This is a genomic window from Paenibacillus tritici (genome assembly GCF_018207515.1).
Lineage (GTDB): Bacteria > Bacillota > Bacilli > Paenibacillales > Paenibacillaceae > Paenibacillus_AQ > Paenibacillus_AQ tritici.
On record NZ_CP073365.1, the window covers coordinates 3695524 to 3718595 of the forward strand.

Annotated in this window: 15 protein-coding genes; all 15 read left to right on the plus strand. The window is 52.8% G+C overall.

All coding sequences use genetic code 11. From position 1 onward, the window contains the following. Positions 1-430 precede the first annotated feature (430 nt). Positions 431-2344, plus strand: a complete 1914-nt coding sequence (gene thrS / locus KDC22_RS15845; protein ID WP_211723745.1) for a threonine--tRNA ligase — start codon at positions 431-433, stop codon at positions 2342-2344. Between the two features lie 60 nt (positions 2345-2404). Next, positions 2405-3001 (plus strand): GNAT family N-acetyltransferase, encoded by a 597-nt coding sequence (locus KDC22_RS15850; RefSeq protein WP_211723746.1) that lies wholly within the window; start codon positions 2405-2407, stop codon positions 2999-3001. A 265-nt stretch (positions 3002-3266) separates the two neighbouring features. Continuing rightward, complete coding sequence (locus tag KDC22_RS15855) at positions 3267-4772, plus strand: hypothetical protein (protein ID WP_211723747.1); 1506 nt, start codon at positions 3267-3269, stop codon at positions 4770-4772. Between the two features lie 13 nt (positions 4773-4785). Then, a complete protein-coding gene (locus KDC22_RS15860; protein ID WP_211723748.1) occupies positions 4786-5544 on the plus strand; it encodes a DUF6063 family protein in 759 nt (252 codons plus the stop codon). Then, complete coding sequence (locus KDC22_RS15865; RefSeq protein ID WP_211723749.1) at positions 5531-10021, plus strand: coiled-coil domain-containing protein; 4491 nt, start codon at positions 5531-5533, stop codon at positions 10019-10021. Before KDC22_RS15860 ends, KDC22_RS15865 begins: the two co-directional genes overlap by 14 nt. Positions 10022-10065: 44 nt before the next feature. Next, entirely contained in the window at positions 10066-10896 is an 831-nt protein-coding gene (locus KDC22_RS15870) for an aldo/keto reductase (protein WP_425517043.1), read from the plus strand. 128 nt (positions 10897-11024) lie between these two features. After that, on the plus strand, positions 11025-12515 hold the full coding sequence (locus KDC22_RS15875) for a TPM domain-containing protein (protein WP_211723750.1): 1491 nt from the start codon (positions 11025-11027) through the stop codon (positions 12513-12515). Positions 12516-12932: 417 nt separating this feature from the next. After that, entirely contained in the window at positions 12933-13415 is a 483-nt protein-coding gene (locus KDC22_RS15880) for a GNAT family N-acetyltransferase (RefSeq protein WP_246553609.1), read from the plus strand. Positions 13416-14073: 658 nt separating this feature from the next. Then, entirely contained in the window at positions 14074-15198 is a 1125-nt protein-coding gene (locus KDC22_RS15885; protein WP_173127202.1) for a phosphodiester glycosidase family protein, read from the plus strand. A gap of 94 nt (positions 15199-15292) precedes the next feature. Further along, positions 15293-16225 carry a LysR family transcriptional regulator gene (locus KDC22_RS15890; RefSeq protein WP_211723751.1) on the plus strand — a complete coding sequence of 311 codons (933 nt, stop codon included), beginning with the start codon at positions 15293-15295 and terminating at the stop codon, positions 16223-16225. Between the two features lie 15 nt (positions 16226-16240). Then, positions 16241-17356 carry a 5-methyltetrahydropteroyltriglutamate--homocysteine S-methyltransferase gene (locus tag KDC22_RS15895; protein WP_211723752.1) on the plus strand — a complete coding sequence of 372 codons (1116 nt, stop codon included), beginning with the start codon at positions 16241-16243 and terminating at the stop codon, positions 17354-17356. Between the two features lie 452 nt (positions 17357-17808). Further along, positions 17809-18528 (plus strand): YebC/PmpR family DNA-binding transcriptional regulator, encoded by a 720-nt coding sequence (locus KDC22_RS15900; protein ID WP_211723753.1) that lies wholly within the window; start codon positions 17809-17811, stop codon positions 18526-18528. A gap of 83 nt (positions 18529-18611) precedes the next feature. Then, entirely contained in the window at positions 18612-19376 is a 765-nt protein-coding gene (locus KDC22_RS15905; protein WP_211723754.1) for a TSUP family transporter, read from the plus strand. 24 nt (positions 19377-19400) lie between these two features. After that, positions 19401-20573 carry an alanyl-tRNA editing protein gene (locus tag KDC22_RS15910; RefSeq protein ID WP_211723755.1) on the plus strand — a complete coding sequence of 391 codons (1173 nt, stop codon included), beginning with the start codon at positions 19401-19403 and terminating at the stop codon, positions 20571-20573. Between the two features lie 139 nt (positions 20574-20712). After that, positions 20713-23064 (plus strand): ABC transporter permease, encoded by a 2352-nt coding sequence (locus KDC22_RS15915; RefSeq protein WP_211723756.1) that lies wholly within the window; start codon positions 20713-20715, stop codon positions 23062-23064. Positions 23065-23072 lie beyond the last annotated feature (8 nt).

The following is a 23072-nucleotide window of genomic DNA, read 5'->3' on the forward strand; positions in this document are numbered from 1 at the left end:
TAGGAAGCTGATTTTAAGTTTTTTTCTGCGCGGTATTGACTTTTGACGAAGGCCGCGCGTATTATGTAACCAGCAACACTAAACCTAAGGCAATGACCAGAGACAGGATATCCTCCAAGGACTGACCAGAGAGAGAAGTGCAAGGTGAGAGCTTCTTACAGAGACCGGCCGGATGTTACCCCTCTATAGCCGTGATACTGAACCCTCCTGCTGTTAGCGAGGCTGTAAATGTCACCGCCCCATCCCCGTTAACGGATGCCATGAGGTTTGTACTGATCACATTTCCGCCGAACAGCCGGGGGTGAAGTGACGTATAATCGAATTAGGGTGGAACCACGAGCTTAAGACGCACTCGTCCCTTTCCGGGATGAGATGCGTTTTTTTGTGTTCAAATATACTAATATACACTGAAGAAATGGAGGCCATAATCATGGAGATTCAAGTGCAGTTGCCGGATGGAGCAAATAGGAGGTATTCGCGTAACACCACAATTGCGCAGATTGCGGAGTCGATTAGCGTAAGTCTGAAGAAGAATGCGGTAGCAGGCAAAATCGACGGCAGACTCGTTGACCTTGATTGTCCGGTTGAAGGGGACAGCCTCGTGGAGATCGTGTTAGCGGACAGCAGCGACGGGCTGATGATTCACAGACACAGCACAGCCCATGTGATGGCCCAGGCGATCAAACGGATCTATGGAGAACGGAACGTGAAGCTGGGCATTGGTCCGGTGATCGAGGACGGCTTCTATTACGATATAGATATTGAACAGCCCCTGTCCAGCGAGGATCTTGCTGCGATTGAGCGGGAGATGGGGAAGATCATCAAGGAGAACCTGCCGATCCGGCGCAGGGTGGTCAGCCGGGAGGAAGCGGTGCAGTTCTTTGAACAGCTGGAAGAGCCGCTGAAGCTGGAGCTGCTCCGGGATCTGCCGGAGGACGCGGTCATCAGCCTGTATGAGCAAGGTGAATTCACGGACCTGTGCCGGGGGCCGCATCTGCCCTCCACTGGCCGGATTAAGGCGTTCAAGCTGCTTAGTGTAGCGGGTGCCTACTGGCGCGGGGATGCTGACAATCAGGTGCTTCAGCGGATATACGGCACGGCTTTTCTGAGTGCAGCCCTACTTGAGGAGCATCTGCACCTGCTGGAGGAAGCGAAGAAACGGGATCACCGCAAGCTGGGCAAGGAGCTGGAATTGTTCATGTTCTCCGAGGAAGCGCCCGGGATGCCGTTCTACCTGGCCAAAGGGATGCTAATCCGCACAGCGCTGGAGGATTTCTCCCGCAAGCTGCAGCGTGCCGACGGGTATGAAGAGGTCCGCTCACCACTGATGATGAACCGTCGTCTGTGGGAGCAATCCGGACATTGGGATCATTACAAGGATGAGATGTATTTCACGAAGGTGGATGAGACAGACTTTGCGCTGAAGCCAATGAACTGTCCTGGACACATGCTGATCTACAAGAACAGCCGCCGTTCCTACCGGGATCTGCCGATCCGCATTGCGGAATACGGCCAGGTTCACCGCCATGAATCCTCCGGCGCGTTGAACGGGATGATGCGGGTCCGTACCTTTTGCCAGGATGATGCCCATTTGTTCGTGCTGCCGGAGCAGATTGAATCCGAGATCTCGCGGGTGCTGGAGCTAATTGATCAGTTCTATTCCATCTTCGGATTCGAGTACAAGGTCGAACTGTCCACACGCCCGGAGGATTATATGGGGTCCGAAGAGCTATGGGATCAGGCGGAGGAGTCGCTTGCGCGGGTGCTGAAGAAGAATGGAATACAGTACCGGGTGAATGCGGGAGATGGTGCTTTTTACGGACCGAAGATTGATTTCCATGTCCTCGATGCCCTGAAGCGGAGCTGGCAATGCGGTACAATTCAACTGGATTTCCAGATGCCCGAGAAGTTCGACCTGACTTACATTGGCGAAGATAACAACAAGCATCGTCCGGTTGTCATCCATCGTGCGGTGTTCGGCTCCATTGACCGGTTCATGGGTATTCTAACAGAACACTATAGCGGAGCGTTCCCGCTGTGGCTGTCTCCGGTGCAGGTCAAGCTGCTGCCAGTCTCAGTGGTTCATGACGAGTATGCCGAGCAGGTCAGAAGACAGCTGGCGACAGCCGGACTGCGGGTGGAGGTAGATTCCCGGAATGAGAAGCTGGGCTACAGAATCCGTGAAGCTCAGCTGGAGAAAATCCCTTATATGCTGGTGCTGGGAGATCAGGAGCAGAGTGACGGAACAATCTCGGTACGAAGCCGTGCGGATAACACATTATTCACACTGAACGCCCAGGAGTTCATTCAGCAACTGACAGCTAAGATTGAGGCTTGGGAATAAATCGCTTCATATATAATAGGTGAAAAGTATACTAGATAAAAAGATATAGGGGGAAGTCAGTTGACAGCAATAGAAGCAGGCCAGCTTGCAGGTAACGTAATCCGGCTTGTGCCTTTGACGGCGGAGCATAAGCCTGAGCTTACGAAGTTGCTGCACAATCCGCTGATCTGGGAGTACACCTGGAGACGGATCAGCTCAGAGGAAGAGGCAGGACAACTGGTGGAGGCGGCTCTGGCGAATCAGTCGGCAGGCAAGGATATTCCTTATGTGATGGTGGAGCAGGCATCCGGCCGGATCGTAGGGACTACGCGGTTGATGCATCTGGACCGTAGGCATCGTAATGCAGAGATCGGCTGCACCTGGATCTCACCGGAATATTGGAGAACTGCGGTGAATACGGAGTCGAAGCTGCTTTTGCTGCAATATGCCTTCGAGGTGCTGGGGCTGATCCGGGTGGACTTCTCCATTGTCAGTGACAATCTGCGCTCGCAGCGTGCCATTGAGCGGATTGGAGCGGCCTTGGAGGGCGTCCTGCGCAAGCATCGGATCACCGCTGACGGTACTGTTATGGACAATATGCTGTACAGTATTATTGATGAGGAATGGCCTGCGGTGAAGAAGAATCTGCAATATCTAGTGAATGAGAAATACAAATAGCGGTATGCTGTAAATTCGTGCCTTAACATAGAGGGGTCCCTACGCGGGCTCCTCTATTTATTTTGCAAATAGCCATATCTATGAAACATTGATATAATAGAATGACATGAGAATAGAAACATACATTCCCATTCCCTCGGGGTCCTGAGCATTAACAAACCGTCTATATTTGTATGTTCTGGCCCAACCTTCACCCTGCGGTGCGGATTTGGGTTTATGTTATGTTGTAGGGAAATTACGAAGTGATGGCGAGGTTGGCAAGAGCATGAACTGGAATGATTTTGGAGCACGGAACAGGCGGCTGAATCCCTTGTGGAGTCTGGGTGCAGGCATGAATCTCGGTGAGCTTCAGCCCTATAAGGAAATGATTGCGCTCAGTGTGCTGCTGCAGGTCTATTATCTGGAGCTGGAATCGAGTGAACAGCGCTCGAGGGAGGATCTGGTGGAGCTGGCCTGGAACTCGCTTGAACGCTTCGGAATCACGAAGCATGGCAGCCCGGAATCGGTGGAGCGGCTGGTGGACGGACTGCTATGGAGCGGCGGCGGCGGGGATTTCGAGGCGTATTATTATGAGGATCTTTCCCGGGAGATCGCCGTACAGAAATACAAGTATTTCACCGTGGATGAGGACGCTACACGTACCAGCTGGGAGGAGAACGGGACCACCGTATACCGGCTGTCCGAGTATGCGATGGAGCTGATCTTCATGAGCCATGAGATCATTGACGAGTTCCAGGTCAGCATCAAGCTGCTGGAGATTCAGATGCATATCAAGCATGGACGGGTAACCCGGGCGATGCAGGATGTGAATGAGCTGATCTCCCGTGTGCGCAAAATGACCCAGCAGCAGCAGGAATACCGCAATGCCCTGCGCCGTAATCCGAAGCATATCTTCAGCGAATACGGCACCCGGCGGCATGAGCGGCTGGAGGAGATTCACCAGCAGTTTGACGAGGAACGCAAGCATTTCGACAACATACACCGCTCGCTGGCCCGGCTGGCGAATGACGAGAAGGATGTCATCGACTTCAACGAGCTTCGGCAGCTCTCCGAGAGAGTAGAGCTGTCCCGGAGAGTGCATGACGAGCTTGCCGGGGTTGTGCTGAGTATCTTCGAGACGGAGACGAATCTGCGGCTCAACTTCCCGGAAATCTTCTGGGGGGCGGCCGGCTTCAATTTCCGTACCCATGTGTGGGAGGAATGGGTCAAGCCGGAAGGGCTGCCGGACGGGGACAGCCTGGAGACCTTGATCAGCGGGCTGTTCTCGCCCAGCCAGGACTTCATCTATCCGCTGGCCTGGGCCTGGGAAGAGCAGGAGGTCGGCTTCCTGCCGGAGGAAGGGACAGATGATTCCGAGGAAGCCGGGGTGGAAGAAGACTACCGGTATGTTCCCAGGGGTATCCCATGGACCGAAGTATGCGAGCTGTGGCTGCCGGTCTTCACCGGTGTGGCTGAACAGGGGAGCTTTACCTTCACCGCAGAAGCATTCCCGGAGGATACCCGGCAGCGCTGGGCGGAAACTCCGAATGCCGTGGATCTGTGGGTGCAATTTTTCCATAGCGTAATTACTGTGCAGGAACAGGAAGCGGAAGGCCACGGCGCGGCGGACGAATGCCAGAAGCTGATTCAGCGGCTAATCGCAGACCACCCGGAGCTTGAGGTACTGCGCGGCGCCCGGCTGCGGACAACAATTGCTTCAGAACCGCAGGGGAATGTCTGCTTTCCCGGCCTTGAGATCAGCCCTTATACCATTACTATAGTAGAGAAGTGAGATGATTCGATAAATGAGTTATTCGTTAGAGCAAGTACAGCAGGCCTCGCGCCTGTTCTTTGACCTGCTTCGCCGGAAGGTGATCTCACTGGATGATCCCGCTGCCGCCGAATGTCTGCAGGATACCGTAGCTTACGACGCCTTGCAATATGTAGCCAAAGAAGCCGGCTGCCGGATTATGAATTCCGGTCACCGCCTGCACCTGCTGGTGAGTCCGATCGGTTCCGGGTTTGCCAGCAACTTCACTCAACTGCGCAATAAATATTCGCGGATTGAACGCAAGACGCATCTACATATCATTAATGTGATTATCCTCGTATTCCTCGCGGAGATGGATCAGGATGAACAGCATTTCAAGCCGGGACAGGATAGCATGTCTTACATTCAGCTGTCTGATCAGGTGTCGGCGCTGTTCCAGACCTGGATCGGGATGGATGAAGACGGCAGCTTCAGCAAGCAGTGGCGGCTCGATATCCAGGCGATGCACAGAGTATGGACCAGCCTCTATATGCAGACCCGGAGCCAGGAGGAAGGCGATTCGCTGACCCGTGGAGCCGGTTCGCGTATCGGCCTGATTCACGAAGGGATGAAGCTGCTGGAGGAGGAGCATCTGGTATTCATTTCGGAGAATGAGAAGCGGATTTTCCCCCGGGAAGAGCTGTATGAACGGATGCGTTATCTCTACCACGATGTGGACCGCTACAAAGAGCTGAAGGCTCTGATTGGCCGGACACGCAGCGAACTGGAGGAGGAAGCCCATGCCGCGCATTGAGCGAATCCGCATCGCCGGACTGAAGTATGAGAAGATGCTGAAGAAATATGAGGATATGATCCTCGATCTCTGTAATGAGGAAGGTCCGGCCAATACCCTGATCACGCTGATGAACGGCGGGGGGAAGGGTGTGCTGCTGCAGTCGATTTTCCAACTGCTGATGCCTAGGGCCGCCTGGGGCAAGGATAATGAGAACCAGGTCGAGGCTTTTTTCCATAATCATAAAAAACAGCTGAGGCCCTACACCTTCCACGTAGCCATCGAATGGCGTCTGGATGATAAGGAACGGACGGAATACATCACCACCGGGATCGCGATGACTGCCCAGCATTCTATGGACCAGCTTGAGATCAAGGTGGAATATTTACTCTACGCGCTGCTGAAATACGAGGAGACGGCTGAGCTTACCCTATCTACACTGCCATTATATGATCATGAGTTGAACAGCCCTGCGAGCTTCGAGTCGATCCAGCAATTCGTCCGGGAACGGCGGAATGAGATCAACGTCTACGGCAGTCATAGCTCCGATCTGAAGAAATACTATGCCTACCTGGCTGACCATGATATCCATATTGATGAATGGCGCAATATGCGCAGAATCAACGGGGAAGAGGGCGGAATCAAGGGCTATTTCCAGAAAAATGACGCCTTCACCAATCATAATCTGTTCGAACGGTTAATTATTCCGGAGATCGGCTCCAGTCTCAGCGGAACCATGCGTGAGGATGAAGGCTCGCTGCAGCGGATGTTTGTGGACACGGCTACGGTTGCACAGCGGCTGCCCATGCTGGAGCAGAGAGAGCGGGCTTTTGCGGAGTTCACTTCCCTCGCGGCCCCTCTCTATGAAGCGGTGAAGCAGGGAACGGAAGTAGAGCGCAGCTTCCAGGAGACCGAGCGGCTCGGAGCGCAGCTATCCACCGTGATCCATAGCGAACTGAAGAATGCGGAAGACAAACGCCGCCAAACTGCGGATGAGCTGGCCGGATATTATCAGGAAGCGAAGCAACTGAAATTCGAGAGCGATAATCTGAAATATCTGCGGCTTAAGGAAGAGCATGACGGCAAGCAGGAGCACTTCAGAGCGGTATCGGACAATCAGACACGCGCTAAGCAGCGTCTGGAAGATTCTAAGCTCAAGGAGAGAGAGCTTGAAGTTGCCCATTATCTGGCCAGACGCAAGGTACAGCTCCGCCAGATGGAGCAGTGGCAGAAAGAAATTGAAGCTATCGAAGGCTCGCTTGAGATGAAGGAGCGCCAGGAGGTTATTCAGGGTGCCAAGCAAGAGCTGCGGGTGCAATGGGATCAGGTATACCGTTTATGGCAGGCGAAGAACCTGTTCTACAGCAGCCGGCAGCAATCCCAGGCAGCGGAAGAGAAAATCCTGCGCAAAGGCAGGGAAGAGTTCCTGGTGGAGCTGGGTAGGTTTGAGGGCAAAATTCAGGAATTAACCGCCCTGATCCGTCAATATACAGAAGATCTGGGCGTGTTCGCTTCCCGCCACGGGCAGGAGGCTGCCCATTCACCGGCAGCGGCTCTTCAGCGCACGTTAATGGCTGCCAGGAGCCTGTCTGAGAAGATTGCTGCCTTGAACGAGCAGCGCAAATCGGCTGAAGAGCAGAAGCTTATTCTGCATACGAAGCATACCCGGCTGTCAGAGAAGCTGCTGGGGGCTGAGGCCCAGGCTGAGGAGCTTACCGGGCGGATGGAAGCTCAGATGAACAAGGAATCACAGCTCTGGTCACAGCTGGTAGTGCTGCTGGAGATGTATGAGGAGCACCAGCTGCTTGGCGCGACAGCGCTGTTTGAAGCGAAGCCGCTTATTCAGGAGCGGTTCATCCGCAGACTGGAGGATGCCGAGCAGCAGGCGAAGCGGCTCCGACGGGAATATTATCATCAGCTGCTGGACGTAGAGCTCCAGCAGGAAGCCTACTGGCTGCCTAACCATGATATTGTGACGGTGAAGGATGCCTTGGATGCCTTGAAGATCAGCTCCATGACCGGCAGCATGTATCTGAACGATCAGCCGTATCTGGTCCGTGAGGAGGAGCTGGAGCGGCATCCGCTGCTTCCTTACGGCCTGATTGTAACCAAACGTGAAGCAGCCAAGCTGCAGCCGGAGCTGCTTAAGGAGCTTCTGCTCCAATCGCCTGTCCCGATCTTCGTGCGTGAGGAGATGGCGGAGGCCGGAACAGGCTCCTTCCTGCTGCTGGCGCATCAGGGACCGCAGATGTTGCTCCAGCCGGAGCGCTTCCTGGACTGGAAGCGGGGGATTGCCTCCAGGCTCCGGGAGCAGGAGGAAGCACTTCAGGCAGAGGAAGCCTATCTCGCCAAGCTGAAGTCAGCCAGACAGGAGGTTGAACGCCTGTATCAGGGCGAACATACCGTAAGCCTGCGAGTGCAGCATAAGTCCGTAGAGACCCTGCTGCAAGAGCTTCGTACCCAGCTGAATGAAATGAATGCAGAGCAGGCACGCTATGAGGAGATCCTGGCTGGGATTTCCAGAGACCTGGCAGCCTGTGAAGCGGAGAAGCTGGAGCAGGAGACGAAGGCGGCGGCGCTGCGGGAGTGGAGTGAGCGGAGCCGGAAGCAGGAGCAGGATTATCAGGACAAACAGAAGTCCGTAGAGCTGAAGAATAACCTGACCCGAGAGATTGCTGTGAAGGATCAGCAGCTTGAACAGCTCCAAGCGGAGATGGGCAGCCTGGCCTTGCAGCGGGAGAGATGGACCGGAGATGCCCGATATTCTTTATTCCCAAGGCTGCAGAACTGGTTCCCTGATATTGAGTTCCCAAGTGTCCCTGCAAGTGCGGTTGTACAAGACCCGGCAGCGGATGAAGTGCTGGATGAGACAGCACAGGACAAGCTTCTGCAACTGCTCAGTACGGTTGAGAGTCTTCAGCAGTCCCTAAGCCAGAATGAGCTGGAGATTCGGACGCGGACAGCCCAGATCAAGGCGGCCAGAGAGCAGCTCGGCGAACTTGAAGCCGCGGTATCCCAGGTCGATGCCGGATGGCAATCCGCACCTGAGCCGAAGGATTCGCCGGATATGATCCAGTCCGCCAGAGTCCGCCAGAAGAGTGATACGGGAATACTGGATGAGGATTACCAGCAGCTCCGCGATTCCTTCATCCGCTGCCAGACCGAGCTTGATAGCCTCCGCAAAGAGCTGGGCAAATCCGAGAAAGCGATTAAGGAGAAGCATGAGCGGACGGCTGAGCTATGGCATGAGCCGCTGGATCAGAAGGAAGAAGAGATCGGCTTGCGGGTCCGCGCCAACGAACATCTGCTGAATACCTCTAAGCAGGCGCTGGCTTCCATGGATCAGTGGCTGCAAGTTCTCGGCAATCAGAGCAAAATTATGGATACCCATGTCGAGACCCGTGTACAGCTGCGGGATGTGCCTGAAGAACTGCAACTGAATCTAAGGGAGAATTGCGAGCCGCTTGTCGAGGATTGGCTGCAGCGCAGCAAAACCAGCCGCAGCCAGCGTGCGGAAATCTCGCGCAAGATCAAGGAAGAGAAGACCGCGCTTAGCGGCAGGGTAGCCAAGTCCGGCTGGAATGCCGAGCTTGCGGCCAAAATCGAAGACCGCCTGAACCACGTTCACTGGGAGGACTTCACCATTGCGCTTCAGGTGCTGGATTCTATGCTTCAGAGCTCGCGTGATCAGATTGAGAGTATCCGCAGCGACAAAGAGGATATGGAGTTGTCCCGCAAGCTGTGGGTAGGCCGCGCAGCCAAGCGGGTAGTGCAGATCGTTGATATTCTGAAGCGGATGGAACGCCGGATGATTATTCATAACGAGAACGGTCATGCCTTCCCGCTGGTCCGGCTGAATTATAAGAATATCCATGTGCCGAGAACGACAGATGACATTCAGCCGCTGGTCAGTGAATACTTCAACCGCTGCATCAACAGCCTGCTGGAGAAGTTCCCGAAGATTGAACAGGTTCCGGCTTCCGCAGTCAGAGAGCTGATCAACGACGGGCGCATGGTCTATGCTGCCCTGCAGAACCGCTTCCCGGTGTTACAGGTATACAAGCCGGTTACGGAGAATTACTTCCTGTATGCCGCTCCTGAGGATTATCATTATTCCGATTGGGAGGTCATTAACCGGGGCGCGCTGGATGAGGCTGTCGGCAGCGGCGGGCAACGCCAGTCGGTTCAGCTGCTGGTGGCGATGATGATTATGACCCACAAGCGTGTCAACCGGGAGAATAAGGGCTGGACGGTCTTCCTGTATGATAATCCGTTCGGTGAGATGGTCTCCAATAACGTGCTTGATCCGGTGTTCGAGATCTCGAAGGCGCTGAAGTTCCAGTGGCTGATCGTCACGCCGCCGGAGCTGGTCAAGAATGATGTTAGCATCCGCTTCGGCGTGTACTGGCAGCTGTATTTTGGCGGAGATAAAGGGGATGCACTGGATTCCACTCTGATCAAAGGCGGCCGCAAGCTGGTCCCTGCTTCATTATTCTAGGTATGCTAACAAAACAAATCCAATAGACAGGTGGTAGTATGATCATGATGAATCTTAAATCGGCAACGAAATTAGCTAACGGTGTAGAAATGCCATGGTTCGGGCTGGGTGTCTTCAAGGTACAAGAGGGCCAGGAGGTTATGGATTCGGTCAAAGCAGCCATCAAGGCCGGTTACCGGAGTATCGATACTGCATCCGTGTATGGAAATGAAGAAGGGGTCGGGCAGGCTATCCGTGAATCGGGAGTAGCGCGTGAGGAGCTGTTTATCACCACCAAGGTATGGAATACAGAGCAGGGCTATGATTCTACGCTGGCCGCATTTGACCAGAGCTTAAGCAAGCTTGGCTTAGATTATGTAGACCTGTATTTGGTGCACTGGCCGATTCGGGCAAAGTATAAAGACACTTGGCGCGCCCTTGAGAAGCTGTATGCAGACGGCAAAGTCCGTGCCATCGGGGTATCCAACTTCCAGATTGATCATTTGGAGGATCTCCTGGCAGATGCCACCGTGAAGCCGATGGTTAACCAGGTGGAGCTGCATCCGCTGCTTAACCAGCTGGAGCTCCGCGAATATTGCAAGGCGCAGGGCATTCAGATTGAAGCTTGGGCACCGCTCGCCCAGGGGCATCTGCTGGACAATGAAGTACTTGCCGACATTGCCGCCCACCATAACAAAACGCTACCGCAGGTCATCCTGCGCTGGGATTTGCAGAACGGAATCGTGACGATTCCGAAGTCGGTCAAGGAAGAGCGGATTATTGCGAATGCCGATATCTTTGATTTTGAGCTGTCTGAGGATGAGATCAGCCGGATAAATGCCCTGAACCGCGATCAGCGCTTCGGCTCTCATCCGGACCGGTTCAATAACGAGTAACCACCGGCAGCCTCTTTTGAATATTTACTAGATTCGGACATACACATAAGAGAGATGGAACTATTAGTCCATCCTGTGCGTAGCCGATATAGTAATAGAAGAGATAAGAGAAGCCGGAGGGGTAATGAATGAATCGTAAAAGTATACAAGCAGCGCTGATCGCCATGCTGATGATTGTGCTTCTACTGCCGCTGGCACCCGGGCGGGCGGAGGCCGCTGTTCCGAAACATTCAGAATCATTCTATGTGAATGACTTTGCAGGCGTAATTGATGAGAAAACCGAGAATTATATGGTTAACTACGGGGTGAAGCTTCATCAGAAGACCGGTGCACAGGTTGTTCTGGTTACTGTGAAGTCCACGAACGGCGTATCCATGGAAGACTATGCGACCTCGCTGTTCAATTCATGGGGAGTCGGCTCGGCGGATAAGAATAATGGACTTCTGCTGCTGCTCTCGATTCAGGATGATGATTACTGGGCGGTTCCCGGCAAGGGACTGGAGACTGAGCTGAACAGTGGTGTTATCTCGAAGATTCTCTCGGCATCGCTGGAGCCGGACTTCGCTGCCAAGAAGTATAGCGCCGGTGCACATAAAACCTATGGCTCCTTCATTCAGAAGCTCGGGGGAAGCTATTCGGAGACGATTGGCACTAAGAACTATGTCTCGGACAATGCCGGAGTCTTCAAGCAAGTGACTAAGGATTACCTGAATCAGTCGAGCAACCGGTATGCGGCTACCACCGGGAGCGGAATCTATGTGGTGACGATCAAGGATACGGGCGGACGGAGCCTGAAGGATTACACGTATGCGAAGTTCGCGGGGGTAGCGGCAGGCCCACGGGATGTCATGCTGGTGCTGGATATCGGCGGAGACAACTATCATGTGCTGCAAGGCAAGTCCGTCGATAGAACGCTGACCAATGAACTGATCGGCGGGATTCTGGATGAAGTGCTGGAGCCCAAGTTTGCGGCAAAAGATTATGCCAGTGGCGCTACCGGTGTGGCGAATGCCTTCCACAGCTTTTTCCTGGCCAGAGCAGATGCCATCCAGGGAAATGCCACCGGCGGTTCGAAACCGGCAGCAGCCACTTCCGCAGCCGGTAAATCACCAGTGACGACGAAGGCATACGTCAAGCCGGTGCCTGTCTCGGAATCCAAGGGGATCACGATTATGGGAATCTTCCTGATCCTCATAGCGTTGATCAGTCTGGCTGCGGCGGCGCGCAACCGGTACATTGCCCGTTACGGTATCCAAATTAATCCCCATAACCCGCGCAATATCCGGCGTTATGGCGCCTGGACCGGCCAGCCGGGGTATGGTTACGGCCAGAGAAGAACGAATCGGCGGCCGCACCATCACAGCCAATCTTCCTCAAGCGGCAGCTCGTCGGGCAGCTTCTGGGGAAGCAATTCGGGCGGGGGCGGTTCGTCAAGCGGAGGCGGAGCCGGGCGGTATTCCTCCCGTGACGACGATGATGATGACAGCAATCGTGGTGGCGGCGGTTCGTCGAGCGGAGGCGGGGCTGGACGCTACTCCTCGTATGATGACGACGATGATAACAATTCTGGCGGGGGCGGCAGCGCAAGCAGCGGTGGCGGTGTGGGCAGAAACCGCTAAGCCAAGGTTGTTAATAGCTGTACATCATCCATAGAGTGGATAGAAAAGGGAAGCCGTGCAGAGATGCACGGCTTTTTTCAAATTCAACAAGGGTTTGAGCAATCATCGGAAATATGGCCTGGTGACGATGAGAATGCCGGAGCTTAGGCAAGGCTGCATAGCAAATACATGTATTTCGTACAGTTAAAAGACGGCGAAAACCCGGATTGGTCAGGTTAAATGTAGTCTGTACAACTATAATTAGCCGTGAGAACTCTTTTATAGAATATGGGAGATTTTAGTTGTAGAAAATGCTATTAAACCTATAGTGGCGTAAGAATAGACCGTTTTAATTGCACGGAATACAATTAGAGCTTAGTCCCAGTACCTGGAAAGGAATGAATGATACCCATGAGTCTAACTATAATGGTCCGCCGAATGAAGCCTGAAGATATTGCATTGATATATGACGGGTTGTCCCCGCATGATGTCAGCAAACCCATAGAGTATATCGAGCATTGCTGGCGGGAGAACGTTGAGAATAAAAGGCTTACGCTCTTAGCCTTCCATGATAATGAGTTTGCGGGCTGGGGACATATCGTATATACCTCCCACTATCCTTATTTTGCAGAGAATCATATTCCAGAGATTCAGAATCTCGATGTGATCTCTACCTTACGCAAACGCGGCATTGGGAATGTATTGATAGAAGCTCTTGAAGCAGAAGTGTTCGCTAGATTCGATACGATCGGAATTGGATTTGGACTGTATGCCAGCTATGGTACTGCACAACGGCTATACGCCAAACGCGGCTACATCCCGGATGGCCGGGGAATTATGTATGATAACTTGCCCGTTGTTCCTGGAGATCAAGTTCGGGTAGATGATGAGCTGACGCTGTACTTAACAAAATCAAAATAGAGTGTAAATTGCCATTACTACACACAATGGGACCGGGAGCGCCGCATAAGCCAAATGTAATCGGAAAACCGAACACAATGGGACTGGGTGAACCGCGCAGGTCAAATGTAATTGAAAAACCGAACACAATTGGATTGGGAGCGCCACGTAGGCCGTGCGTTTATCGCAGTGCCAGACGTATTTTCACAGAAAACCGAACACAATGAGCAGACGCGAGGCACCTGGGCCGAATGCATCCCAAAGGGAGCAAATGTGGGGCAGTAGTGCCCCTCTATTCGATGCCCCAGATGTAGGTGGATGGGTAAAGGGGGGAGCCAGTACATGTTGTCTGGACCGCATAAGTCCTTACTTCATCCACTGGCAGGCGATTTTGTCTGATCAACAACTAATCAATTGGAATATCTTCATTGAGCAAATACCTGGTTAGGTTGGCTTTATGCAAATACCCGTACGTTATTGGACCAGCGATACTGAAACTGGATGATTCTTGAGGTGTATTCCAGTAGCGGAGCTATGCTCAGCGTAATAATCCTCAACTTACAAATTATGGGCAGTGTTAAACAAACTGAAACTTTTAAACTTGGGAATTCGTCTATTATGGAAGTTGTGAGTTGATAGATGTACCCATTATCAGTTTGTTTAGGGAGGATATTCAGAAGTGAACTCTTCATCATTACCACAACGTTCCACTGTACGCAACAAGAAGAAGCCGGCACGTAAGCGGAAGAAAAGAGGGTTTTTCCGTAACCTGTTCAGAGTCTGTATGATCTGCTTCATTCTAATGATTGCAGCCGGAGGCTGGCTCTATTTCGCACCGTCTGCCAAGAATACGCGCTATCTGATCGCAGATACGCTGATTACGACACAACACCGGCACTGGGCCAAATATATTATCGGCGAAGACGAGCTGAAGCACCGCGTCAGCGATTATACCAAACGCTTCGAGGAGATGGGCGACGAGGTAGATACCCATGAGATCAAGCCTGAGCCTGAAAAGGTAGTCCAAGAAACACCCCTTGTCCAGATCGAAGAAGTGACGGGCAGCGGGTATACCGGATATGTCATGATTGTGAACGATCCCAAGAAGGTAAGGTTGGGGGTGCCGAGCAAGATCGGTTCAGGGGAGAAGGTGTCCAGTATGGTGGCGCGGACAGGCGCAATCGCCGGGGTGAACGGCGGAGGCTTCGCCGACCCGAACTGGAAGGGCAATGGCTTCAAGCCGATCGGCCTGGTCGTTTCCCAAGGGAAGCTGTACTATAACGGCCTGGGCGGCAAGAAATCCACGCAAATCGTAGGCCTGGACAAAGAAGGCAAAATGATCGCCGGAAACTACACCCTGGATGAGATGAGCAAGCTGGGGGTTCAGGAGGCGGTTTCTTTTCAGCCGCGGATTATAGTGAACGGAAAAGGCCAGATCAAGAATGCTGCTGAAGGCTGGGGTATCGCTCCAAGAACAGCTATGGGCCAACGGGCGGACGGAGCGCTGATCTTCGTAGTAATCGACGGGCGGCAGCCGGGCTACAGTATCGGGGCGAACCTGTATGATGTCCAGCAGATTATGCTGAAGCAGGGTGCGGTCATTGCCGCCAATCTGGACGGAGGATCTTCGACGGTGCTGGTGAAGGACAATGAGATTGTCAACAAGCCCTCTTCACAGTATGGGGAGCGTTATTTGCCAACAGCATTCCTGGTGTTCGAGGACCCCGGGAAGGCGGATATCAAGAATATCTGGGAAGGGCTTGACCCGTCCAAGATTGATGCAGGCAAAAAGCGCAGCCAATAACAGGTGTTAACCCGCACGCATAATCTATAGTAGATCGAATGCGGCAGGTATGCTAGGATAACAAGTAAATTCCTTGATCAGAGGGGGAACAGGTTTGACTTTGCAGCAGCTCCGCTACGCCATTGAGATTGCGAACAGCGGCTCTATGAATGAAGCGGCCAAACGGCTATTTGTGTCGCAGCCCAGCCTCTCAAATGCTATCAAGGAGCTGGAGAATGAGCTTGGCATCACCATCTTTGAACGCAATAACCGGGGCATCAGCATCTCGGCGGAAGGCATGGAGTTCCTGGGCTACGCCCGGCAGATTATTGAGCAGACAGAATTCATGGAGAACCGCTATACCGGCAAAAAGCGCAGCCCGATTTACTTTTCGGTATCTACGCAGCATTATGCGTTTGTTACGGATGCTTTTGTGAAGCTGATGAAGGAGAGCAAGGTGCAGGAATATAATTTCAGCCTGAGAGAAACGCAGACCTATGAGATTATTGAGGATGTGCGTACCCTGCGCAGCGATATCGGCATTCTGTATATTAACGAGAGCAATTATAAGATCATGAATAAGCTGTTCAGTGACGGGAACCTGAAGTTCACGCCGCTGTTCAATACGAATCCTCATGTATATGTGAGGGCTGGACATGTATTGGCCGCAAAAGAGAGAATCACGATGGACGATATTCTTCCGTATCCATATATTACCTTTGAACAGGGAGATAACAATTCGCTGCATTTCTCGGAGGAGATGCTTAGCTTCACGCAGATTGAGAAGAATATTAAGGTCACAGACCGGGCCACGCTGACTCATCTGCTGCTTGGAAGCGATTCGTATACGGTGGGGACCGGGATTATGGCCTCTGAGGTAGATGATGCAGGGCTGATCACGATTCCTTTTGACAGCAAGGAAGTGTTCTCTGTCGGCTGGATTGCCCACAAGGACCGCAAACCGAGCGAGATCATGTCTACATATATTGATATTCTGAATGATCTGGTGTCGGGTAATTATTTCGAGCTTGAATCTTTCTTACTATAAGAGCAGGAGGGACGTATGAGCAGTCCAGTTATCGGATCGACAAGAAACGCACCGCCCTTCCGCTATGACATTGTCGGGAGCTTCCTGCGTACAGATGAGATCAAGAATGCGCGCAGCCTGCATGAGGAAGGTGACATTACCGCCGGACAGCTGTTTGAGATAGAGAATGTCGAGATTAACAAGCTGCTGGAGCAGGAGAAGGCCCTTGGGCTGAAGGCAGTCACAGACGGCGAATTCCGCCGCTCCTGGTGGCATCTCGATTTCTTCCTCGGGATTCAGGGCACCGGAAAGATCACGCTCGGACCTCCCGGCGCCTCCAAAGAACAGTTGAACCGGGCCGAGAGCTTCAGGATTACCAGTAAAATCGCTTTCGGCGACCATCCCATGGTAGCAGAGTTCCGCACCCTGCAGGAGATGGCCGGGGAGACGATGGCCAAGATGACGATTCCTTCCCCGGCGTTGTTCCATTTCGTACAGGAATACAACGGGAACGAGATTTACTCTGATGCCGAAACACTGTACGCGGATATCATCCAGGTCTACCGGACCGCGATTCAGGCCTTCTATGATGCGGGCTGCCGTTATCTGCAGCTGGATGATACCACCTGGGGTACGCTGTGCAGCGGCAGACACCGGGCGCATCTGCGCAGCAGGGGCGTTGACCCGGACCAGCTTGCGAAGGATTACGTCCGGCTGATTAATGAGAGCATTGCCGGCCGTCCTGCGGACATGACGATTGCTCTGCACGTATGCCGGGGGAACCTGCGCTCCACGTGGTTCGCCGCCGGAGGCTATGGACCGGTTGCCGAGGAGCTGTTCGCTAATGCTAAGGTGGATGCTTTTTTCCTGGAGTATGACAACGAACGTTCCGGGGACTTCGAGCCGCTGCGCTTCATCCGTGACCAGTTCGTCGTGCTGGGACTGGTGACTACGAAGCATGGCGGCCTGGAGAGCAAAGAGCAGCTCAAAGCGCGTATCGAAGAAGCGGCACAGTATGTCGATATCAACAAGCTGTGTCTAAGCACACAATGCGGTTTCGCCTCCTCCGAGGAGGGCAATATCCTGACGGAAGAAGAGCAGTGGGACAAGCTGCGGCTGGTGATTGAGACGGCGAATGAGGTTTGGGTGTAGAAGTATGGCGATAACCGGAATTAGTTGGATTTCCTCCACTTGCTGATGAATGAATGGCCCCTGTTAGGACAGCAGTTGGATAAACAACACTTAAATTTGCTCATTTCACCCAAAGCACCTGAAACTAACATGATTAGTTGTACTTTTTCCATTTGCTTGGGCGCATTCCTGAGAAATTGGCGGATTAAGATACATTATTCCATTTGCTTCCGGCGGAAGGCGTTACCCCGAAGCTTATTCAAGCTCTCGTCCACAAGACAACAATCTTGAAGGCGGGAGTTTTTTCAGGCTACGGGGCTTCGTAAGGAGTGAAGAATTTTATGGCATCCTGATGTCATTTTAGAGAGGCTAGTACTCGGCGGAAGATCGGGGCTCTTTACGGGATCAATCGAACAGAGGTATAATGTACAGGACTGTTTTACATCAAATGTTGGAAAGCGAGCGGTAACGATATGGGTCGTAAATGGAATAATATTAAGGAAAAGAAAGCATCCAAGGATGCTAATACTAGTAAGGTCTACGCTAAGTTCGGAGTAGAAATCTATGTTGCCGCTAAGAAGGGCGAACCCGATCCGGAATCCAACCGGGCACTGAAGGTTGTACTGGAACGCGCCAAAACCTACAATGTGCCGAAGGCGATTATTGACCGCGCCCTGGAAAAAGCTAAAGGCAGCGGCGATGAGAACTACGTGGAGCTGCGCTATGAAGGCTTCGGTCCGAGCGGCTCAATGATTGTGGTCGATGCGCTGACCAATAACGTGAACCGTACGGCTCCGCTGGTCCGTTCCACCTTCAGCAAGAACGGCGGCAATATGGGCGTCAGCGGTTCGGTTACGTATATGTTCGATCCAACAGCGGTCATCGGTGTAGAAGGTAAATCTGCGGATGATGTCATGGAGCTTCTGATTGAAGCCGATCTGGATGTCCGCGATGTGCTGGAAGAAGATGAAGCAGTGATCGTGTATGCCGAACCGGACCAATTCCACGCTGTGCAGGAAGCCTTCCGCGGCGCCGGTATTACAGAATTCACTGTAGCTGAGCTGACCCTGCTTCCGCAGAATTATGTAGCTATTCCTGAAGATGCGCAGGCCCAGTTCGAGAAGCTGATTGATGCGCTTGAGGAATTGGACGATGTGCAGCAGGTCTACCACAACGTGGATTCGGAAGAATAGAACAGCTATATCTTGAATAAGCGGGCAAGCCGATTCCCAGGCTTGTCCGCTTTTCTTCGGCATAGCAGGGGGAAGTGCACAGCATGGAAGACTGGACAATTAGCATGGTTCTTATATTGGTGATTTGCGGATTTTTGGCCGGATTAATTGATTCTGTAGTGGGCGGGGGCGGACTGATTGCGATTCCCGCGCTGCTCTCGGTCGGAATTCCGCTTCCGCTGCTGCTCGGCAGCAGCAAGCTAGCCGGATCAATGTGTTCACTGACCAGCACAGCCTCCTTCGTGCGTTCCGGCAAAATCAACTTCAAGCTGGTCAGAACGCTAATCCCGTTATCTATAATCGGAGCAGTGGCCGGTACGCTTACCGTCCGTCAGGTGCCTTCTGAGTTTCTGAAGCCGCTGGTGATTGTGATGCTGGTGGTGATTACGATCTATACTTTATTCAAAAAAGCCTGGGGCGACGTCTCCACCTTCTCCGGCAGCAATGGCCGAACACGCCTGCTCGGAAGCCTTGCGGCTTTTGTCATAGGCTTCTATGACGGATTCTTCGGTCCGGGAACCGGCTCCTTTCTGATCTTTGCTTTTCTGATGATGGGCTTCGAATTTGTGACGGCTGCCGGCAATGCCAAAGTGCTGAATTTCGCCAGCAACATCACCAGCTTGCTTACATTCATTGCCCTCGGCTCGGTCAGCTACACCCATGGGCTGATCTTGGGCGTTCCGATGGTCATCGGAGCCGTAGTCGGTTCCCGAATCGCCATCCGCAAAGGAGCGGCATACATTCGTCCGCTATTTATAACCGTCACTGTCATACTGATCGGCAAGCAAATATGGGATACGATGCATTAAGCACAGATAATGGAGGAGGTTAACATGACTACGAAGCTATATTATGACTCGGCTTATGTGAACGAATGGAGCACAACAATAACATCCACCCTTCAGCGGGAAGACGGAATATATGTAACGCTTGCGGAGACAGCCTTCTATCCCCACGGCGGCGGACAGCCCTGCGATACGGGAACTATCGGCGGGATAGCTGTACTGGATGTGGTGCTGGAGGATCAGGAGGTGCTGCACAAGGTAGCGGAGCTTCCCGTACAGATGGAGGTACGATGCAAGCTCGACTGGAGCCGGAGATTCGATCATATGCAGCAGCACAGCGGCCAGCATCTGCTGTCGGCGGTATTCCGTGAGCGGTATCAGGCAATGACACTCAGCTTCCATCTGGGCAGCGACTATGCCACGATTGATCTCGCCATGCCGGAATTGTCAGCGGCACAGATGGCAGAGGCCGAGCAGGAGGTGAACCGCCAGATCTATCTGAATCGCCCGGTTACCAGCTACTTCGTGACGGCAGAAGAAATGGCCAGACTGCCGCTGGTGAAGCTGCCCAAGGTAACGGAGGATATCCGGATTGTTGAGATTGAGGGTGTGGAGCACAATGCCTGTGGAGGAACCCATGTCTCTTCGACCGGTGCTATAGGAATGGTTAAGCTGCTGCGGTCCGAGAAGCAGAAGGGCAATATCCGGATTACCTTCCAATGCGGCAGCCGCGCGCTGAATGAATTCAATAATAGTCTCCAAATCCTGAGTAAGCTGTCTGTTAAATTCAATACCGGCAAGGACGAAATCGTAGACCGGATAGAGAAGTGGGAGCAAGAGCAGAAGCAGCTTCAGATAGAGCTGGCTGCCATGAAGGAGCTGAACGACAGTTATCTGGCCCGCGAGCTGCTGTCTTCTATGGAAGCTGGCTGCCAGGTGATCACCCATATCTCTGATACCAGGCCGCTTAAGGATTTGCAGAGTCTCGCGGCGAATCTGACGGCCCTGACTGAGCTTCCGGTGCTGCTGCTGACAGCCGTGGAGAATAAGGTGGTTCTGGCTCATCATGGTGCTGCTGCGCTCTCTTGCGGAGCCTTCTTCAAGGCACATTTGAACGAATACCACGGCAAAGGCGGGGGCAGCGACAAGCTGGCTCAGGCCGGATTCCCGTCATGGGAAGCGGCGCAGGCGTTCTATGATTTTGCCAGACAGCAGTTCTGATCAAGACAAGCCAAGAGCTATGGGAGTGTGTATTCCTTAGCTCTTTTTTTGTGCGGATTGTGAGTAGGCCCACTTAAGGATTATTTAATAATTGCCCCCTTATAATCAGGACAGAGCTTGACGAAGGGAGAAAACAAACGTGTTCCTGACTATTCTAAAAAAGGATTTGCGGCGTAAAAAAGTGATGAATACCGTTCTGCTCATACTCATTATCCTGGCCTCGACACTCGCCGCAAGCAGCTCCAGCCTGATGTATTCCACCTCCAGTGCTCTGGACAGCTTCATTGAAACCAGCAAGGTGGCGGACCTCAATGTTACGCTGGCCAATACGCCCCGCTATAATACGGCAGTGCAGGACTGGGTGAAGCAGGAGAAGAAGGTGGAGACTGCTTATACAGAGCGGCAAATTAGTCTGTCATTGGAGCAGATTACGATGCCTGAAGGCCGCAAGAGCTTTTCCGGAAATATAAGCTTCGTCTTGGCTACTATTCCAGAACAGGTGAACCGGGTCTTCGGGGAAAACAATGAGCCTTACAAGCTTCAGCCAGGGGAGCTCGGCCTTCCGGCCAGTCTGATGCTGAGCAGCGGTATCCATCCGGGAGAGCAGCTAATGATCCAGTTCGGCGGGGTCAAGAGAACGTTCACGGTGAACGGTTACTTCAAGGATGCGTTCATGGGGGCTGATCTGCTGGGCCTGAAGCGTATCCTGCTGTCTACAGAGGATTTCAGAGAAATAGAGAAGCAGCTGCCCGAAGATACACTGATGAATTTGTGGAGCTTCATGGCGGTGCCGGGTGTAGATTCAACTGAGATATCCGTTTCCTTTGCGAACAGTGATCTGCCAGTTAACTTTGAAGTCGATAAGGCTCTGGTGACGATGACTTATATGACCGACCGGATTATCTCTGCGATGATGTTCGCGATCAGCGTCTTCCTGATCTTCATTGCATTTCTTACCCTGCGGTTCACGATTGTCTCCACTCTGCAGGATGAATACAAGGAGATTGGCGTTATGAAAGCAATCGGGTTCAGATCCCGGGCGATTAAGCAGCTCTATTTGACAAAATACACAGGTCTGGCCTGCCTTGGCGGCATTCTCGGGCTCGGCATCAGTCTTCCGCTTACAACGCTGATGTCCCGGCGGACTTCACAGTATATGATTCTGCCCGGAGGCAGCACCAGTATCATGATCTCGGCGGTTAGCACGGTGGTCATGATCGCATGTATTCTGCTGTTCTGTTTGCTCTGCATGCGCAAGATTAACAAGGCATCGGCTATTGATGCGATTCGGCAAGGCCAGACCGGGGAACGCTTCAAGGCTTCCCGGAGCATTCATCTCCATCGCAGCCGCTTCCTGCCGCCCCCGTTCTTCCTCGCTCTGAGCGATGTGATGAACCGGTTGAAGAGTTACACTTCTCTTATTTTGACGCTGATCTTAAGCACGGCGATTATCCTGATTCCGGTCAATCTGACCAATACGATCGTTACTCCTAAGTTCCTGGAATATTTCGGTACGGTCGGTGCGGACTTTTATACCAAGTCAGTGATTGCAGAGAAGACCGTGGAACAGATCCGGCAGGAAAAAGCGATCCTCGCTCAACGCCTGAAGGATCAGGGCTTCGAGGTCACGCTTGCCGCGAATTATGCGGTGTTGACCAAATATATCTCCGATAACGGGCAGGAGAACCGGCGGATTAACGGCCAGAAGAATGATCAGAACGGATCGGTTGAGATTCTGGAGGGAACGGCCCCGATTCTGAGGAATGAAATCGCCATTACGACCATCATGTCCGAGAAGTACGGGAAGCAGGTGGGTGACAACATCACGTTTGAAATTGACGGGGTACCCGGCACCTTCATGATTAGCGGGTTGTTCCAAAGTATCTCCAACGAGGGGTATGCGGTCTGGATTGCCCGGGACTATGACCTGAAGATGGTATCGACTTACCTGTTCTCCGGCGATCTCCAGGCTCCAGAGCCAGAGAAGGCCGCCATGATGAAGGCCATTCAGCAGCAGTTCCCGGAACAAGGCATCAAAACATCGCTCGAAATGCTGAGCGAGATCACCGGCGGCTTCATGGGCCAGCTCCAAAGCATCAATGCGCTGCTTACGGCAATCATCTGCATGATTACGTTCTTCATCACCAGCCTGTTCGTCAGACTGATGATTGCGAAGGAAGTGTACGGCATCGCGGTCATGAAAAGCATCGGCTTCACGAATGCCGCTATCCGGCTGTGGCAGGTATTGCGTATTCTGATCATCATGGCTGTCTCGCTGGTTCTGGGTGTAATCGCTGCCAATACCCTCGGCGGCCGTCTGCTTGGTCTCATCTTCCGGATCTTCGGCCTGACGAGCCTGGAGATGAATATACTCCCGCTTCAGGTCTATCTCTGGTATCCGCTGCTGATCCTGGCCGTTGTTATGCTGGCCGTATACACCAGCTGCGGCCAAATCAAACGTGTGCAGATCTGGAATATGAATAAGGAATAAGCGATTAA

Excerpts from the sequence above, each read along its gene's own strand:
- thrS (WP_211723745.1), top strand. The coding sequence starts at position 431 with ATGGAGATTCAAGTGCAGTTGCCGGATGGAGCAAATAGGAGGTATTCG.
- KDC22_RS15875 (WP_211723750.1), top strand. The coding sequence starts at position 11,025 with ATGAATCGTAAAAGTATACAAGCAGCGCTGATCGCCATGCTGATGATT.
- KDC22_RS15895 (WP_211723752.1), top strand. The coding sequence starts at position 16,241 with ATGAGCAGTCCAGTTATCGGATCGACAAGAAACGCACCGCCCTTCCGC.
- KDC22_RS15855 (WP_211723747.1), top strand. The coding sequence starts at position 3,267 with ATGAACTGGAATGATTTTGGAGCACGGAACAGGCGGCTGAATCCCTTG.
- KDC22_RS15900 (WP_211723753.1), top strand. The coding sequence starts at position 17,809 with ATGGGTCGTAAATGGAATAATATTAAGGAAAAGAAAGCATCCAAGGAT.
- KDC22_RS15910 (WP_211723755.1), top strand. The coding sequence starts at position 19,401 with ATGACTACGAAGCTATATTATGACTCGGCTTATGTGAACGAATGGAGC.
- KDC22_RS15880 (WP_246553609.1), top strand. The coding sequence starts at position 12,933 with ATGAAGCCTGAAGATATTGCATTGATATATGACGGGTTGTCCCCGCAT.
- KDC22_RS15870 (WP_425517043.1), top strand. The coding sequence starts at position 10,066 with ATGATGAATCTTAAATCGGCAACGAAATTAGCTAACGGTGTAGAAATG.
- KDC22_RS15865 (WP_211723749.1), top strand. The coding sequence starts at position 5,531 with ATGCCGCGCATTGAGCGAATCCGCATCGCCGGACTGAAGTATGAGAAG.
- KDC22_RS15860 (WP_211723748.1), top strand. The coding sequence starts at position 4,786 with ATGAGTTATTCGTTAGAGCAAGTACAGCAGGCCTCGCGCCTGTTCTTT.
- KDC22_RS15905 (WP_211723754.1), top strand. The coding sequence starts at position 18,612 with ATGGAAGACTGGACAATTAGCATGGTTCTTATATTGGTGATTTGCGGA.